The sequence below is a fragment of the Mesorhizobium sp. C399B genome (genome assembly GCF_030323185.1).
Classification (GTDB): domain Bacteria; phylum Pseudomonadota; class Alphaproteobacteria; order Rhizobiales; family Rhizobiaceae; genus Mesorhizobium.
The window spans coordinates 914,510-929,862 of record NZ_CP100472.1; the positions used below are offsets into that span (position 1 = coordinate 914,510).

The window sequence follows — 15,353 nt, forward strand, 5'->3', positions numbered from 1 at the left end:
CCCCGAAAACAGGCAAGAGCAACCATCGTGCCTGATGGACGCTGTTGTCCATTAACGCCTCCCACAAGTGCTGATCTCAACGATGCCGAGAACCCTGTGTTCCGCCCTGAGGAGGCTCTAGGACCTCTACAGCCTGGCACCAGACTTTGGTCCCTCTCCCTATAGTCCATTGGCCCGATGACGCCCGGACCGAAGCCCCACGCGGGAACGCAGCCGCGAAAAGCCCGTTCGGCTTGCGGTGTGCATCAACCTCACCAACAACCACCGTATCGGAATCGAGCTCGCGCAAGATGCATGAGCGTTGATGAAGGAGAGAATCATGACGACCATGTACCAGTCGACCGCAATTGCCGGATTCTTGCTGCTCGCGAGCGCGGGCGTAGTTGCCGCTCAAGACGTCATCATCGCGCCGGAGCAGGAAACGGTTGTGCGCGAATACGTGAAAAAGCAGCCCCTTGCGTCGGTGAAGATTCCAGGTGTCGAATTGAACGTGGGGACCGCCATTCCCGACACGGTGGAACTGCATGAAGTGCCGAGCGTCAAGTATCGCTACGTTGTGGTCGACGGGCGAACCGTGCTGGTCGACCCCGGCACGCGGAAGATCGTCAAGATTATACAGTAACGCTGATCCCACCGCCGTTCCCCGCGGGTGGCGGTGGGATCATGCCCTGAAATTGCGGTTTCCCCGGCAATTCAACCTAGCGCTTGCTCGCACCATCGACCGTTCTAGATGTAGGATGGCTTAGGCATTTTGGCGCGGCCAAAGTCGCGGGGTCGGTTGAGACGTGCGCTACATTGATAGTCTCTATCAAAACTGGAACAGGCTATCGTTGGCTTGGCAGTTCATCATAGTCGGAAGCATTGGGCTGCTGTCGCTGATGCTGGTCGTCGGCCTATGGGTCACCTCGCAAATACGAGATGGAGTGATCCGCAACTCTGCAAGCACGACCGCGCTTTACGTCGACAGTGTCATCGCGCCAATCCTGCCGGATATGCGCAAAAGCCAGCAGCTCAGCGACACCGTTAAACGGGCGCTCGATGAAACCCTGGACCAGGGTGCTCTCGGCAAAAAACTGGCGTCGTTCGTGCTTTGGCGGCGTGATGGCAAGGTGCTGTACGCCAAAGACGCGGCTCTTATCGGCCAGACCTTCGAGCCAAATGCGAACTTGCTGCATGCGTTCGGTGGAAACGTGGTGGCGCAATTCAATGATCTGGACGAAAATGAAAGGAAGGAACGGAAGAGCCCCACCGCCTCGCTGCTCGAGATCTACAATCCGGTTCGAGAGCCGTGGTCGGGCGATGTTGTGGCCGTTTCCGAGTTCTACGAGATAGCCGACGATCTTCAGGGCACTTTAAACTCGGCACTATGGTCGAGCTGGCTGCTCGTGGCTGGCGCGACCGCGGTCGCCTTGGCGATGCTCTCGGGAATCGTGCTTCGCGGCAGCAGCACTATCGAAACGCAGCGTTCAGCGCTTGAGACACAAGTGGCCGAACTTCAGTTGCTTTTGGAGCAGAATTCCGCTTTGCGGGAGCGCGTCCAGCAGGCGTCGCGCCGCGCAACGGCAATCAACGAGCGTTACTTGCGTCGCATCGGGTCTGATTTGCATGACGGTCCAGCTCAGCTGGTCGCACTGGCTGCGCTGCGCATGGACAGCCCTCTGCTGCTCGATCCCGCCGCATCCCCAAGCCACCGGAAGACCGAGATCGCCGATATCCATCATACGTTGGACGAGGCGATGCGGGAGATCCGCGCCATCTGCACCGGCCTCGTGCTGCCACAGATCGAAGCTTCGACAGTCGCGGAGATATTGCGGCTTGCAGTTGCCGAACATGAACGCCGGACGGCCTCCTCCGTATCGCTTTCACTGCCATCTCGCCTGCCCGACCTGGGGACGTCCGAGAAAATAAGCATCTTTCGCTTCGCGCAGGAGGGGCTGAACAATGCCTGGCGACACGGTCTGGGCAAGGGGCAGGCTGTCAAGGCGAGAGTGACGCAGGGCAAGCTCCTCATTCAAGTGCTTGATCACGGCCCTGGATTCCAGTCGGGATCGTGTGAAGGACTTGGACTCGCCGGTATGAGGGAACGTATCGAAAGTATCGGAGGTCACTTCGAGACCTTTTCGAGCCCCAGGGGGACCCGGCTGACCATAACGCTCAACATCGAGGACCAGAAATGACCGCTCCCATAAGGATTGCCATTGTTGATGATCATCCGCTGTTTCGCGAGGGTGTGGCTCGCAGCCTCGCCGAAATCGGCGGCTTCGAAGTCGTTGGTGCGGGCGAAACCGCGACGGATGCCGAACAGCTTGCGGCCTTGGCAAATCCCGACATATTGCTGCTAGACATCAGTTTGCCGGGAGGGGGTCTGGCGGCAGCGGAAAATATTCTTGCAACTCAGCCTGACTGCAAGATCGTCATGCTCACCGTCTCGGAGGCGAACGCCGATTTGGCAACGGCGCTCAGGCTGGGCGTACGCGGATATGTGCTGAAAGGGATTGGGGCGGCATCGCTGGCCGAGGTGCTGACTTATATAGCCGCAGGAAAAAAATATGTTTCGCCGACCCTGTCAGCGCAGCTTTTGAATGAACTGATCCGGCCGGAAAAGCGCACAACCGATCTCGTTGCCAATCTCTCGGGACGCGAGCTTGGGATAATCTCCTTGGTAGGCGAAGGACTGAGCAATAAAGAAGTCGCCAAACGTCTCAACCTGCAGGAGAAAACGGTAAAACACCACATGACTCGGATATTTCAAAAGCTAAAGGTGCGAAACCGCACCGAAGCAGCCATTCTTATGCACGCGCCCAAAACGGGTCTTGTATAGGGAGATCGGGGCTTGTCTGAAGGTCGGATGCTGGTTGGCGAACCAACAGTTACAGCCCTTTCAGACGAGCAATGTCGGAGGCCCTTACGGCGCGTTCGACAATTGTCCTTCCAAGCGGATCCTTCATAGTGAAGCGGCCGGCCTCGATGCTTTCGCTGAATCCATCGCGATGCACGACCTGGATTTTGGCGCCCTGTACCGTCACCGTGTCGCCAGCGGCATTGACTTGGCTACTGGGAGCTTGGCTACCGGCGGCGTTGTCGCCGGCACCATTTTTTCCCTTTCCGTTGGCGTTGCCATTCCCGGCGTTGCCGCCTGAGCCATTACCGTTACCACTACCGTTGCCACCACCGTTACCATTGCCATTGTTTCCGCTCTTGGCGCTGGCAGCGGCGAATTCGATCTTGTAACCGTCGACATGGCTCAACCGCAGACCAAGCACCGGCATCGTCACCGCAACCGCCGCGAATACGCGCAAGCTAAAGTACGCCCGGCGACGCACGGATGAAAACAGGGGCTGCCTTTCTCCATTCATGCCACCATCACATCATGATGTGTCACGGTATTCAAGAATGAACAGCCCAAAATTGCGGCTCACAAACGCTGAGGAAACTCTCCTTTCGTGCTTGCAGCTCGATTCTCAGACCTTCGTCTGAGTCAAATATACACCGAAGTCTGACCTACTGATCTTGGGCCGCGCCGACGGATGTCGCAATAAAATCCGCGGTGACAAGGCTCGTCACCGGTAGGGATCGGCAGCGAGGCGCGAGCGCCTGCGCACGCAGACGCTCGCGGCAAGTCTGCGGCGGCATACGGTTAGCGCATGTTTGCCGTCGAAACGGTGCATATGCCGTTCCTTCCCCGGATTGCGATCAGGCGCGATTGGCGAAGTCGCGGACAACCCGCTGCAGCAGCGGCATGTAGTCGCGAAATGCCCGGGTCTTCATGTTGGCGATCTTGCCGGCCTCGTCCCAGATGCGAACCCGCACCGCTTCCTCGTGGAACGGGTTCTTGCGGAACTCGGCCACCTCTTCGGCATTCATCGGCCCGCCTTGCAGCGACAGCGTGTGGACCGAGGCCTGCGACAGCCTGCCGAAATAGGTGGGGTCGGTAGCGCAGAGGTAGCGCTTGGCCGCGACATGCAGCCTGACGCATTCGACGATCACCGGTGGAAAGAACGGCGCCAGCACCTCGCCGCCGGCTTCGTCATGATGCTTGTCCTCGACATCGTCGGGCGAATAGGTGCCGAACTCGCTGGTGTAGTGGCCGATATCGTGCAGCAGTGCTGCCGCCACCAGCACATCGGGCGCGCCGTCCTTTTCGGCGAACCAGGCGCCCTGCAACATGTGCTCCGACATGGTGACGGGTTCGCCGAGATAGGATTCAGCCCCTCGGCGTTCGAAAATATCGGCGATGAATTCGACGATGTTGCTCGCGTTCAAATCCTGGCTGCTCATTCCGCTGCTTCCTTGAATTCGTGTTCGATCGCCGACAGCGTCGACAAAAGGCCATCCTTGTCGGCGTAGCAGCCCTGCAGCCAGCGCTTGCCGGCGCCGGAGAACTGCTTGCGGGCATGCATGACGCGGGTGTTGTCGACGATGAAGGCCTGGCCCGCCTCGAGCTTGAAGGTCACTTCGAAGGACGGATCCTCGATCAGTTCGGCAAACCGGCGATAGGCGGCGTAGTAGGCCTCCATCTCCGCGAACGGCACATCGACGGTCGGCGCCAGCGAGCGGTTGTTGAAGCGGATGGCGATGAGTTCGCCATCCGGCCCGAGCTCGATCATCGGCCGCTTGGCCTGCAATCGCACGCCCGACGAGCCGGCATATTCGAAGCGCGCCGGGTATGAACTCAACAGCCGGAAGCCTTCGGGGTTTTCGGCCTGCAGCGCGGCCGCCACGGCAAAACCATCGACGACGCTGGATTCGCCGCCCTCGACCGTGTTTTCGATACACGACAGGATCTGCAAGGTCGGCACCGGATCACGATAGGGGTTGTCGGTATGCGCCTGCAGGCCAAGATTGGTGTAGGCCAGATTGGTTGGATTGACCTCGGCGCGCACCTCGAACCAGCGGCCGTAATTGGTCTCCCTGATATAGCCGAACAGATCGGACACTTTGCACAGCGCCCCGGATTCGGCCGGCAGATCGTCCATCACCGCGAAGCCGTAGGTCTTCACCGCCGACAGCCATTGCCGCAAGACGGCGCGGTCGCGGCTGGCCGCGACATAGCCGGCGCGCGGCACCGAATTCTGCATAGAGGCCCTGGTCCATCGCACGGTGCCCTCGCCTGTCCAGCCGGGCTGTCGGGCGGCATCGCGGTCATAGGCATTGGCGCTCAGCCATGCCGCAGGAAAGCGCACCGTCTTTCCCTCCGGTTCGAAACTGACTTCAAGCGCATCGCCCTTGATCGCGGCTGCGCCGATCCATGTCTGCATGGGAATGTCGAGAATGGTGATCAGCCGCTGGCCGTTGCCGGCGCTACGCGTCTTGTCGTCGAGCGCATTGTCGCGCAACCACATGGCGTGAAAGCGAGTGCGCGCGCCGTCCTTCCACCCGAGGTCGATCGTTCTTCCTTCGTCGCCGATCAGCACCTGGCTAAGCATGGGGATCCGTTCCTGTCCGCAGCGCCCCGCAGCCAACTCCGCAGGGTTTCCGGTTGCATCGTGATGATGTCGAAGGCATAACTCAAATTATCATTTTGCAGCCAGAGGCCCTAAACGGTTTATGACTGAAACAACCCTGCCCTTGCCCCCGCTTGACTGGCTGCGGAGTTTCGAGGCCGCCGCGCGGCTGTCGAATTTCACCGCCGCCGCGGCCGAGCTTGGCCTGACCCAGGCTGCGGTCAGCCAGCACATCCGTTCTCTCGAAGAGCGGTTGAAGCAGCCGCTGTTCATCCGCCTGGCGCGCGGCGTCGAATTGACGCCGGAGGGTGCCGCCTACCTGCCGCATCTGCAATCGGCCTTCGCCGTGATCGCCAACAGCACGCGCGAGCTGTTTGAACCCAAGACCGTCCAGAGCGTGACGATCCGCTCGCCGATTTCCTTCGCCGTGCTGATGATCGCGCCGAAGCTGCCGCAAATGGCCAAGGACCTGCCCTTCGTCCAGCTGCAGATCGAGACCATCCACACACCGGCCGATTACGGCGAGCGCTTTGTGGGTCTCGACATCCGTTTCGGCATTGGCTCCGGCTCCTTTGCCGGACGGCAGGCCGACCGCCTGACCCGCGAAACCTTGACGCCGATGGCATCGCCACATCTCGCCAACGTCAAGGATTGGACGGGATTGCCGAGACTTACAGTGGTCGGCGCACGGGAAATGTGGGGCGAATGGTTCGCCGTCGCCCGGATGAAGCCGGCGCTCGGGCCGACGCACAAATTCGACAGTTTCGTTACCGCACTGGAGGCGGCGAAGCACGGCGCCGGCATGGTGCTGGGATCGCGACCGTTGGCCGACGCGGCACTGCGCGAAGGATCTCTCGTCACCCTGTCCGGCTTTACGCTGTCGAGCGGTGCCGGCCACTATCTGACCGCACCTTCGGGCGCGCATCTGAGCCCGGCCGAGGAAGCGGTCCGCCGCTGGTTCGTGACGGTCTTCGGCGTCCCGATTTCCCGATAAGCCCCTGAATACGCGGCAAACTATTGGACGACGTGACGCGGCGCATAATTTGCCGCGATACTGCGCCAGGCCGGACGTCAAGCTTCGGCAGGGTTCCGTTCGCTACGGGCGGCCAGGAAAAATCGCGGAGGAAATTCAATGCTCGACAAGGCCCCCAACAAGAAGCTTTCCGACCTGCTCGATCGCTTCGGCGCGGCACTCACCGCCGGCGACATCAACAAGGCGGTCGCCTGCTTCCAGGAGGATTGTTACTGGCGCGATCTCGTCACCTTCACCTGGAACATCAAGACGATGGAAGGCCGCGATCAGGTGCGCGACATGCTGGTCAGCCAGTTGGCCAGGACCAAACCGTCGAACTGGGCGATCGCCAGGGGCGAGGATGCCACGGAAAGCGACGGCGTGCTCGACGGCTGGATCAGTTTCGAAACGTCTGTCGCGCGCGGCTTCGGCCACATCCGGCTGAAGGACGGCAAGATCTGGACGCTGCTCACCACTATGGTCGAGCTCAAGGGCCATGAGGAGCCGGCCGGTTTCGACCGCCCGCTCGGCGCCAAGCACGGCCATGGCAAGAACCGCCCGACCTGGAAGGAGGAGCGCGAGAAGGAAGCCGCCGAACTCGGCTTCAAGACGCAGCCCTATACGCTCATCATTGGCGGCGGCCAGGGCGGCATCGCGCTCGGCGCCCGGCTGCGGCAACTCGGCGTGCCCACCATCATCGTCGAGAAGAACGAGCGTGCCGGCGACAGCTGGCGCAAGCGCTACAAGTCGCTGTGCCTGCACGACCCGGTCTGGTACGACCATCTGCCCTATATCGACTTCCCCAAGAACTGGCCGGTCTTCGCGCCCAAGGACAAGATCGGCGACTGGCTGGAAATGTACGCCAAGGTGATGGAGCTGAATTACTGGTCATCGACCGAGGCCAAGAGCGCCGTTTATGACGACAAGAAAAAGGAATGGACCGTTGTCGTGCGCCGCGACGGCAAGGACATCACGCTGAAGCCGAAACAATTGGTGCTGGCCACGGGGCAATCCGGCAAGGCCAACATGCCGAACTTCAAGGGCATGGACACATTCAAGGGCGACCAGCATCACTCCTCGAAGCATCCGGGACCCGATGCCTATGTCGGCAGACAAGCTGCCGTCATCGGCTCGAACAACTCCGCCCACGACATTGCAGCAGCCCTTTGGGAGGCCGGCGCCGACGTCACCATGGTGCAGCGCTCGACCACGCACATCGTCAAGTCGGACACGCTGATGGAGATCGGCCTGGGCTCACTCTATTCGGAAAAGGCGGTTGCGAGCGGCATGACCACAGCCAAGGCCGACCTCGTCTTCGCCTCCCTGCCCTACAAGATCCTGCACGAATTCCAGATTCCGGCCTATGCCGAGATGAAGAAGCGCGACGCCAACTTCTACAAAGGCCTGGAGAAGGCCGGCTTCATGCTCGACTGGGGCGACGACGGCTCCGGCCTTTTCATGAAATATCTGCGGCGCGGCTCGGGCTATTACATCGATGTCGGCGCCTCCGACCTGATCATCGACGGGTCGATCAAGCTGAAAAGCGGTGTCGACGTGAAGGAGATCAAGGAGCATTCGGTCCTGCTCAGCGATGGATCGGAACTGCCGGCCGATCTCATCGTCTACGCCACCGGCTACGGTTCGATGAATGGCTGGGCGGCCGATTTGATCTCACGGGAGGTCGCCGACAAGGTCGGCAAATGCTGGGGCCTCGGCTCCAACACCACGAAGGACCCAGGCCCCTGGGAAGGCGAGCTGCGCAACATGTGGAAGCCGACGCAGCAGGAGGCGCTGTGGTTCCATGGCGGCAATTTGCACCAGTCGCGCCATTACTCCCAGTTCCTGGCGCTGCAGCTGAAGGCGCGCATGGAAGGCATCGCCACGCCGGTCTACGCGCTGCAAGAGGTTCACCACAAGGGTTAGGCAGCGCCGCCGATGCGCTTCCAGTAGATGAGCGTGCCGGTCAGCCCGCCATGCGGTTTCAGGGCAAAGTCCGGTATTTCGCCAGTGAGCGTGAAGCCGAGTTTTTCGTAAAGGCCGGAAGCGCCCTCCTCGGTTGCGGTGTCCAGCACCAGAAGCGTGCGGCCTTTCTCGACGGCGAGCGTTTCGGCCGCCCGCATCAGCCGGCTCGCTATGCCCTTGCCGCGGTGTTCGACGCGGGTCATGAGCTTGGCGATCTCGGCCCGGTGCGGCTGATTGACCGGAAAGTCGAGCAGCAAGGTGACGGTGCCGACCAACGCGTCGCCATACCAAGCGCCCAGCACCGCTCTTTCGCCTCTCTCTGCTGCCATCAACGAGTTGCTCCAGAAAGTTTCCGCCGCTTGCCTGGATAAGGGATGCATGAAGCTGACGGAGCCGCCGGCCGCGACCGTCTCGATCAGGAGGTCGGCCAGCATGTCGCGTGTTCCCGCAGTCAGCGACCTGATTTCGATGGGACTCACCTGCACTTTCCCTTGCTAATCCAGACGCGCGACGCGGCGCCGCTTTCGTCTCGCCTTGATCGCGGCGATGCGATCGGTGTCTTTCGGCTGCAGATGCAGCCCGCGTTCGAGGATTTCGAGCGTGTATTCCTCATACGTCAGGCCAAGCCGCTCGGCCTTTTCCATGCGCATCAGCATCACGTCACGGCTTGGCGCCTTCCACGCCTTGGCATGCGCTGCCTGCCAGGCCAGGAAGATGTAGGGATCGCCCTTGCCCCATGGCGGGCCCTTGTAATCATCGAGCGGCGGTCCGCCATTGTCGGAGCGCTTGGGACGTCTTGCCACGATTTCAGCCCCTGACCAGCGCAACCAGATAGTCGGCCGGCTGCGGTCCGACGGCATGGAACGTGCAGTCCGACGGCGCGCCGAGCGCCAGGCAGTCGCCGGGCTCGAGACTATGCACCATATCACCCTCGGTGAACTCAAGTCGCCCGGAGATCAGCCACATCTGCTGCTTGATGAAGGCATAGGACGCCGCCGGGAAACTCACACTGGCGCCAGCCGGCAACTGCACCCGGATCAATTCGAGCGGCGTGTCGGAAACCGGCGACAGATGCCGACGGACATAGCCCGTACCGGGGTCGCGCCAAACCGGCTGCTCACTCTCGCGCAGCAGGCCGCCACCTTGCTGCTCGGCGCGTGCTATCAGCGTCGACAGCGTCATGCCGAAAGCAGCGGCGATGCGCACCAGCAGCGCGGCCGTCGGGCTGGTCATGCCGCGCTCGATAGTGCTGAGCATGGCTTTGGAGACGCCGGAGCGGTTCGCCAGGTCGGCCAACGACCAGTCCCGCAAGGCTCTTTCGGCGTGGATTCGTCTGCCTATCGTGGCCGACATGTCATTCGCTATATCAGTCATTCGTCCAATATATCGAATATTTGGATTCGGAAAAGAGGCCGGCCGGTTGAATTTTCGCTGACGGGTTAACCCCTGCTACACCATCCCGCATCACGCCACCTTAACCCCGTCTGTGTAGGATCGACGCTCCACGAGAATGGGGATCGGATCGTATGTTTGTCGAGCGCGAAGCCTCCGTCGGCGAACCGACCTCGCAGGAGCGCCGCCGCGCAGAGCAGAGCGACAAGCGCATTCTCGGCAACGTCGTGCAGTGCGACGGTGCGCGCGCCACCATCAGCGCCTATGCCGACGACATCGAAGGCGCGGTCACCGGCCTGTGGACCGTCGGCAAGATGATCTCCATCAATCTCGGGACATCGCGCACCGTTGGTCTGGTCTACGAAATCGGCAAGTCGGATCGCGCCTGGAGCAATGAGGGACAAAATCCCATCGAGGTCAGCGTCGAGCTGATCGGCGAAGTGCGCGACGGCGCCGAACCGGGGGCCAAACCGGTGTTCGACCGCGGCATCACCACCTATCCTCATATCGGCGCCATAGCGCACCGCATCCGTACCCGTGATCTGCAGGCGGTCTACGATCTCGCCGGGCGTCATTCGATCACCATCGGTACGCTGTCGCAGGATGAGTCGATCGACGCCAACATCGCCATCGACGACACGCTGGCGCGCCATTTTGCCGTTGTCGGCACAACCGGCGTCGGCAAATCCACCGCCATCTCGCTGCTGCTGCGCAAATCGATCGCCGCCCGGCCCGATCTGCGCATCCTCATCCTCGATCCGCACAATGAATTCGCGGCGTCCCTGCCTGAGTTCTGCGTCCGGGTCGATTCCAAGACGCTTGACCTGCCGTTCTGGATGTTCAGGCTCGAAGAATTCGCCGAAGTCCTGTTTCGCGGCCGAGAGGTCGTGCCGGAAGAAGTCGATGTCCTGCGCGACCTGATCCCCGCCGCCAAGAACCTCTATCGCAATCCCAATTCAGGCTCCTATGTGCGCCGCGGCAGCGATGCGCTGACCGCCGACACACCGGTGCCCTACCGAATGGTCGATCTCATCAAGCAGATCGACGAGCGCATGGGCCTCTTGGAAAGCAAGAACGACCGCCCGACGCTGAAATCGCTGAAGACGCGCATCGAGTCCGCCGCGTCCGACCCGCGCTATCGCTTCATGTTCAATTCGCGGCTGATCGAGGACACGATCCACGAGACGATCGGCAATATTTTCCGTGTGCCGCATCATGGCCGCCCGGTGACCTGCTTCGAGATGGCCGGCATGCCGTCCGAAGTGGTCAACTCCGTCTGTTCGGTGCTGGCTCGGCTCGCCTTCGACCTTGCGCTGTGGAGCGAGGGCCGGCTGAAGCTGTTGCTGCTGTGCGAGGAAGCACACCGCTATATGCCGGCCGATCCACGCCTTGGCTTCGCCCCGACAAGGCATGCACTGTCGCGCATCGCCAAGGAAGGCCGCAAATATGGCTGCTATCTCGGCGTCGTCACCCAGCGCCCGGGTGAACTCGATCCGACCATCCTGTCGCAATGCTCGACCTTCTTCGCCATGCGGCTGGCCAATGAGCAGGACCAGGCGATCATCCGCTCGGCGATCGCCGATTCCTCCGCCTCGACGCTGGCCTTTCTGTCCTCCATGGGCCAGCGCGAAGCCATCGCCTTCGGTGAAGGCGTGGCGACGACCATGCGGCTGAAGTTCGAAAAACTGGCGGAGAACCTTATCCCCGGCACCGCCAAGCGAGAGCAGGACGAGTTCTCGCAGGACGGCAACGACGTCGATCTCGCCGCCATCGTCGAGCGGCTGCGCAACGTCCCGAAACCGCAGCAGCAGATGGCCTTCGCCGAAGCAGTGGATTCCGGCCGCCAGGCCGGCGATCCCGATTACCGCAAGCCGGCGACCGCCCAGCGCGTCCAGCCGGACGACGATTTCGACCTGCGCTACGGCCTCAAGCCCACAACCTTCGGCATGCGCCCGCAGAACGATTGACCTTCAGCGTAGCGACTTGCCGGCCAATTGAGAAGCCGCCGGAGCGCCAGGGCTCGGCTTCGTTGGCCGCTTGGGTAAAATCCCGAAAGGGAATTCATCAGGCCGGATTGAATGGCGTGGCTTTCGAGAAGCCGGAGCGGAGCGGACATTTAGTCCGTGAGCACCGGAAGTCGAGAAAGCCACGTCAGGCAACCGGCCTCATGAATTCTTCTTCGGGATTTTAGGCGCAGACGCGGTTGCGGCCTTGCCTCTTCGCCTCGTAGAGCTGGCGGTCGGCGCGGCGGTAGAATTCCTCGGCGGTTTCCTTCCGATCCCAGACGGCTAGTCCGACGCTGGTGGTGATCTTGAGGCGGACATTGCCCGACAGCACCGACATGTTGGCAATCGCTTTGCGGATGCGTTCGGCGAACTTCCCCAACAACTCCGCATCCATGTTGGGCGTGACGACGGCGAACTCCTCGCCCCCAAGCCGCGCCACCACATCGTGGTAGCGCGTCATGCCTTTGAGGCAATTGGCGACTGCCCTAAGCACCTCGTCGCCGACATCGTGGCCATGCGTATCGTTGACCTGCTTGAAATGATCGAGGTCGAGGATCATCAGCCCGACGGGCTTTTCGATGCGGCGGAATTCCTCGAGATATTCCTTCAGCGCATCATCGAAGTAGCGCCGGTTCTGCATGCCGGTAAGGCCGTCGGTCAATGCCGCATGCTGCAGCGTTTCCGAGCGGGCGCTGAGCGAAACCGTCATGGCGCGCAGCTTGCCCTCTTCCGTGGCCTGCCTACGGATCAGCGGGTAGATGAAGAACACGCCGAAGAACAGCGCTGTCGCCAGCAGCACCCCGGTGACAAACAGCAGCGTGTTGAGATAGGCGATCCTCTCGACCCGGGAAGTCGTATCGTGACCGACCGCGATGAACTGCAATTGACCATAGGCATAAAGCGTCACCAGGCCTGCGGCCAGGATCACGAAAATAAAGACGAAAAATGCGGATTCCGCCTTGTGGAAACGCATCTGCTTCCCGTTGCAAAGTACCCGCCGGATCTATGGCATGCCGGCGCCTTACGGACGGTTAATCCAGACAACCGGAGCGGGAATGTTCATTCCTACTTCTGTTTCTTTAATTGTATTGGCAGCACGAAAATCAAATCGCGGTTTGCAAGCGGCCGCCGGGCTGCAATCTCAGCCATTCCGGTCCCAGCTGATGGCGAAACCACGTCGTTTGCCGTTTGGCATATTGCCGCGTCGCTGCCTTGCAGCGCTCGATGGCCTGAGGAAAGCTGATGTCACCCGCCATGGCGGCCGAAAGTTCGCGAACGCCGATCGCCTTCATCGCCGGCAGGTCGGGATCGAGGCCAAGCGCCGCAAGCCGTTTGACCTCATCGAGCGCGCCGAGATCGAGCATGCGGTCGAACCTTGTTTCGATCCGCTCGACAAGGGCGGCGCGGTCCGGCTCGATAACGAAGAACCGAGCGCTGTCGCGGTCGATCAGCGGCCGGCCGCGCGCTGCCTGCCATTCTAGGATGGAGCGGCCGGATGCGTCGAGCACCTCCAGCGCCCGCACGATGCGCTGGCCGTCGGTCGGCTTCAGCTGCATGGCGACTGCCGAATCCTCATGCATCAGGATGCGGTGCAGCTTGGCTGCGCCTTGCTCCTTTAACCCGTAGCGCCAGCGGTCGCGTACCTGCTGCGGAATGTCGGGCATTTCCGAAATGCCCTCGGCAAGTGCGCGAAAATAGAGCCCGGTGCCGCCGACGAAAATCACCGGACGTTCAAAGCCGGCGTCATCGGGCTGTCGGGCGAGCGTGCCGTCATCGATCAGCTTCATCACGTCGCGCAGCCAGGCGCCGGTGGAATAGGCGGTGGAGGGATGCACGTGGCCATAGAGATAGTGCGGCGCGCGGGCGAGGTCGGCAGCGCTCGGCCGCGCCGTCAGCACGTCGAGCACCGAATAGCCCTGCATGGAATCGGTGTTGACGATGACGCCGCCCTTGCGCTCGGCGAGATCGAGCGCCAGCGCCGACTTGCCGCTGGCGGTCGGCCCGGCTATCAGGATCGCGTCCTTCACGCGGCCCTCGCCCGCCTGCCCGCCCTCGCCTAGCTGCTTGGAAGCCTCGATGCCGCTCATTGCCACGCTTGTGTCCCACCCCGTCCGCCGCGCGATGTCGGCCTCGCTTGCGAATATGGCCTCACGGTCGGTCGGCGCAAGCGCTGTTCGCTGGCTGGGCGAAGGCGTCGCCTGCGATCTGGTGTTGCCCGAGGGGGCAGAAGCCGCTGAGGCAAGTGCGGCCTTGCGCACAGCACTTGGTTCAGAGCCGGTCGACGTGATCGTTCAGCAGGCCGAAAGCCGCCGCAAGACAATCCTGCTTGCCGATATGGATTCAACCATGATCGACCAGGAATGCATCGACGAACTCGCCGACGAGATCGGCGTCAAGGACCGCGTTGCCGCCATCACGGCACGCTCGATGAACGGCGAGATCGCTTTCGAGCCGGCGCTGCGTGAACGCGTGGCGCTGCTGAAAGGCCTCGATGCCGCCGTCGTCGACCGCATCATCGCGAACCGCCTGACGCTGGCGTCGGGCGGCCGCGCCCTGGTGCGGACGATGCGCGCCAATGGCGCCTGGACGGCGCTTGTCTCCGGCGGCTTCGACGTCTTCACCAGCCGTGTCGCCGCCATGCTCGGCTTCGAGGAAAACCGTGCCAACCGCCTGATCGAGGAGAACGGGCGCTTTGCCGGCCTGGTCGCCGAGCCGATCCTCGGCCGCGCCGCCAAGGCCGATGCGCTGAACGATATCTCGGCCCGCCTCGGCCTGACGCCATTCGATGCGATTGCGGTCGGCGACGGCGCCAACGACCTCGACATGATCCGCCTGGCCGGCACCGGTGTCGCGCTCCACGCCAAGCCGGCCGTTGCTGGCGAAGCCAAGGTCCGCATCGACCATGGCGATCTCACCGCGCTGCTTTATCTCCAGGGCTACCGCCAGGAAGAGTTCGCCCAATGAAACCGATGCGCACCGAGCGCCTCATCCTGCGCAACTGGGAAGACCGCGATCGCGAACTCTTCCACCGCATCAATTCGGACGAGCGGGTGATGGAATTCTTTCCGTTCCGCCGCGACCGCGCCGAGACGGATGCCAAGATGGACGAGTTTCGGGGCTGGATCGCCGAGGACGGCTTTGGTTTTGCCGCCGCCGAGATCGCCGCGACTGGGGAATGCATCGGCTTCGTCGGCCTCTTAAAGACCGATCACGTGCCGTCCCTGCCCTCCGATACGATCGAGATCGGCTGGCGGTTGGCGCCCGAGTTCTGGGGCAAGGGCTACGTCACCGAGGCAGCCGAAGCCTGGCTCGCCTTTGGCTTCGAAACGCTTGACCGCGACGAGATCGTCTCCTTCGCCGTCGCGGCCAACCGCCGCTCGACGGCCGTCATGGAGCGTCTTGGCATGAGCCCTGACCCGGCTCGCGATTTCGACCACCCATCCATCCCTGACAGCCACCCGCACCTCAAGCGGCATGTCCTCTACAAACTGTCGCGCACGGACTGGCAGGCACGAAAAAGGGCGGCTCGCTAGCCGC

16 protein-coding genes are annotated in these 15,353 nt (G+C 62.0%); 8 read left to right on the forward strand and 8 right to left on the reverse strand.

The window, feature by feature from the left end; genetic code table 11:
* Positions 1 to 319 precede the first annotated feature (319 nt).
* The 3 genes from NLY36_RS04460 (at position 320) to NLY36_RS04470 (ending at position 2,821) form a co-directional block, all read left to right on the forward strand.
* Positions 320 to 622 carry a DUF1236 domain-containing protein gene (locus tag NLY36_RS04460; protein ID WP_023731684.1) on the forward strand — a complete coding sequence of 101 codons (303 nt, stop codon included), beginning with the start codon at positions 320 to 322 and terminating at the stop codon, positions 620 to 622.
* 163 nt (positions 623 to 785) lie between these two features.
* Entirely contained in the window at positions 786 to 2,177 is a 1,392-nt protein-coding gene (locus NLY36_RS04465; protein ID WP_023690914.1) for a sensor histidine kinase, read from the forward strand.
* Positions 2,174 to 2,821, forward strand: a complete 648-nt coding sequence (locus NLY36_RS04470) for a LuxR C-terminal-related transcriptional regulator (RefSeq protein ID WP_023668347.1) — start codon at positions 2,174 to 2,176, stop codon at positions 2,819 to 2,821. The genes NLY36_RS04465 and NLY36_RS04470 overlap by 4 nt, the downstream gene beginning before the upstream one ends.
* 49 nt (positions 2,822 to 2,870) lie before the next feature.
* Here NLY36_RS04470 and NLY36_RS04475 read toward each other — a convergent pair whose 3' ends face one another.
* The 3 genes from NLY36_RS04475 to tmpA form a co-directional block, all read right to left on the reverse strand.
* Positions 2,871 to 3,299: a hypothetical protein gene (locus NLY36_RS04475; protein ID WP_023731683.1), complete on the reverse strand. Its 429-nt coding sequence runs from the start codon at positions 3,297 to 3,299 to the stop codon at positions 2,871 to 2,873.
* A gap of 394 nt (positions 3,300 to 3,693) precedes the next feature.
* Positions 3,694 to 4,278, reverse strand: a complete 585-nt coding sequence (gene tmpB / locus NLY36_RS04480; protein WP_023707734.1) for a (R)-1-hydroxy-2-trimethylaminoethylphosphonate oxygenase — start codon at positions 4,276 to 4,278, stop codon at positions 3,694 to 3,696.
* Positions 4,275 to 5,426: a 2-trimethylaminoethylphosphonate dioxygenase gene (gene tmpA / locus NLY36_RS04485; RefSeq protein WP_023712477.1), complete on the reverse strand. Its 1,152-nt coding sequence runs from the start codon at positions 5,424 to 5,426 to the stop codon at positions 4,275 to 4,277. Before tmpA ends, tmpB begins: the two co-directional genes overlap by 4 nt.
* A 121-nt stretch (positions 5,427 to 5,547) precedes the next feature.
* Here tmpA and NLY36_RS04490 point away from each other — a divergent pair, with 121 nt between their 5' ends.
* A complete protein-coding gene (locus NLY36_RS04490; protein ID WP_023712476.1) occupies positions 5,548 to 6,438 on the forward strand; it encodes a LysR family transcriptional regulator in 891 nt (296 codons plus the stop codon).
* Positions 6,439 to 6,576: 138 nt separating this feature from the next.
* Positions 6,577 to 8,379 carry an NAD(P)/FAD-dependent oxidoreductase gene (locus NLY36_RS04495; RefSeq protein ID WP_023735942.1) on the forward strand — a complete coding sequence of 601 codons (1,803 nt, stop codon included), beginning with the start codon at positions 6,577 to 6,579 and terminating at the stop codon, positions 8,377 to 8,379.
* On the opposite strand, the gene NLY36_RS04500 is transcribed toward NLY36_RS04495, so the two are convergent.
* The 3 genes from NLY36_RS04500 to NLY36_RS04510 are packed head-to-tail and all read right to left on the reverse strand — an operon-like array spanning position 8,376 to position 9,792.
* A complete protein-coding gene (locus NLY36_RS04500; RefSeq protein WP_023690909.1) occupies positions 8,376 to 8,897 on the reverse strand; it encodes a GNAT family N-acetyltransferase in 522 nt (173 codons plus the stop codon). The two genes, NLY36_RS04495 and NLY36_RS04500, sit on opposite strands and share 4 nt — an antisense overlap.
* Before the next feature lie 15 nt (positions 8,898 to 8,912).
* A complete protein-coding gene (locus tag NLY36_RS04505) occupies positions 8,913 to 9,221 on the reverse strand; it encodes a hypothetical protein (protein WP_023682084.1) in 309 nt (102 codons plus the stop codon).
* Between the two features lie 4 nt (positions 9,222 to 9,225).
* Positions 9,226 to 9,792 (reverse strand): helix-turn-helix domain-containing protein, encoded by a 567-nt coding sequence (locus NLY36_RS04510; RefSeq protein WP_023668339.1) that lies wholly within the window; start codon positions 9,790 to 9,792, stop codon positions 9,226 to 9,228.
* 152 nt (positions 9,793 to 9,944) lie between these two features.
* Between NLY36_RS04510 and NLY36_RS04515 the strand changes: the two genes are divergently transcribed.
* Complete coding sequence (locus tag NLY36_RS04515; RefSeq protein WP_023735943.1) at positions 9,945 to 11,777, forward strand: ATP-binding protein; 1,833 nt, start codon at positions 9,945 to 9,947, stop codon at positions 11,775 to 11,777.
* A 220-nt stretch (positions 11,778 to 11,997) separates the two neighbouring features.
* Here NLY36_RS04515 and NLY36_RS04520 read toward each other — a convergent pair whose 3' ends face one another.
* Both NLY36_RS04520 and miaA read right to left on the reverse strand, forming a co-directional pair.
* Positions 11,998 to 12,789, reverse strand: coding sequence for a GGDEF domain-containing protein (locus NLY36_RS04520; RefSeq protein WP_023668337.1), 792 nt, complete (start codon positions 12,787 to 12,789; stop codon positions 11,998 to 12,000).
* 130 nt (positions 12,790 to 12,919) lie between these two features.
* Entirely contained in the window at positions 12,920 to 13,903 is a 984-nt protein-coding gene (miaA, locus tag NLY36_RS04525; RefSeq protein WP_023712472.1) for a tRNA (adenosine(37)-N6)-dimethylallyltransferase MiaA, read from the reverse strand.
* On the opposite strand from miaA, the gene serB reads away from it, so the two are divergent.
* Together serB and NLY36_RS04535 are read left to right on the forward strand one after the other, a co-directional pair.
* On the forward strand, positions 13,893 to 14,780 hold the full coding sequence (gene serB / locus NLY36_RS04530) for a phosphoserine phosphatase SerB (RefSeq protein ID WP_023735944.1): 888 nt from the start codon (positions 13,893 to 13,895) through the stop codon (positions 14,778 to 14,780). The genes miaA and serB overlap by 11 nt on opposite strands.
* Positions 14,777 to 15,349 (forward strand): GNAT family N-acetyltransferase, encoded by a 573-nt coding sequence (locus NLY36_RS04535; RefSeq protein WP_023735945.1) that lies wholly within the window; start codon positions 14,777 to 14,779, stop codon positions 15,347 to 15,349. Before serB ends, NLY36_RS04535 begins: the two co-directional genes overlap by 4 nt.
* Positions 15,350 to 15,353 lie beyond the last annotated feature (4 nt).

What these genes read in the sequence shown, in the direction of transcription:
- NLY36_RS04460 (WP_023731684.1), top strand. Translation starts at nt 320, where the DNA reads ATGACGACCATGTACCAGTCGACCGCAATTGCCGGATTCTTGCTGCTC.
- NLY36_RS04470 (WP_023668347.1), top strand. Translation starts at nt 2,174, where the DNA reads ATGACCGCTCCCATAAGGATTGCCATTGTTGATGATCATCCGCTGTTT.
- tmpB (WP_023707734.1), bottom strand. Translation starts at nt 4,278, where the DNA reads ATGAGCAGCCAGGATTTGAACGCGAGCAACATCGTCGAATTCATCGCC.
- tmpA (WP_023712477.1), bottom strand. Translation starts at nt 5,426, where the DNA reads ATGCTTAGCCAGGTGCTGATCGGCGACGAAGGAAGAACGATCGACCTC.
- NLY36_RS04490 (WP_023712476.1), top strand. Translation starts at nt 5,548, where the DNA reads ATGACTGAAACAACCCTGCCCTTGCCCCCGCTTGACTGGCTGCGGAGT.
- NLY36_RS04495 (WP_023735942.1), top strand. Translation starts at nt 6,577, where the DNA reads ATGCTCGACAAGGCCCCCAACAAGAAGCTTTCCGACCTGCTCGATCGC.
- NLY36_RS04510 (WP_023668339.1), bottom strand. Translation starts at nt 9,792, where the DNA reads ATGACTGATATAGCGAATGACATGTCGGCCACGATAGGCAGACGAATC.
- NLY36_RS04515 (WP_023735943.1), top strand. Translation starts at nt 9,945, where the DNA reads ATGTTTGTCGAGCGCGAAGCCTCCGTCGGCGAACCGACCTCGCAGGAG.
- NLY36_RS04520 (WP_023668337.1), bottom strand. Translation starts at nt 12,789, where the DNA reads ATGCGTTTCCACAAGGCGGAATCCGCATTTTTCGTCTTTATTTTCGTG.
- serB (WP_023735944.1), top strand. Translation starts at nt 13,893, where the DNA reads ATGCCGCTCATTGCCACGCTTGTGTCCCACCCCGTCCGCCGCGCGATG.
- miaA (WP_023712472.1), bottom strand. Translation starts at nt 13,903, where the DNA reads ATGAGCGGCATCGAGGCTTCCAAGCAGCTAGGCGAGGGCGGGCAGGCG.
- NLY36_RS04535 (WP_023735945.1), top strand. Translation starts at nt 14,777, where the DNA reads ATGAAACCGATGCGCACCGAGCGCCTCATCCTGCGCAACTGGGAAGAC.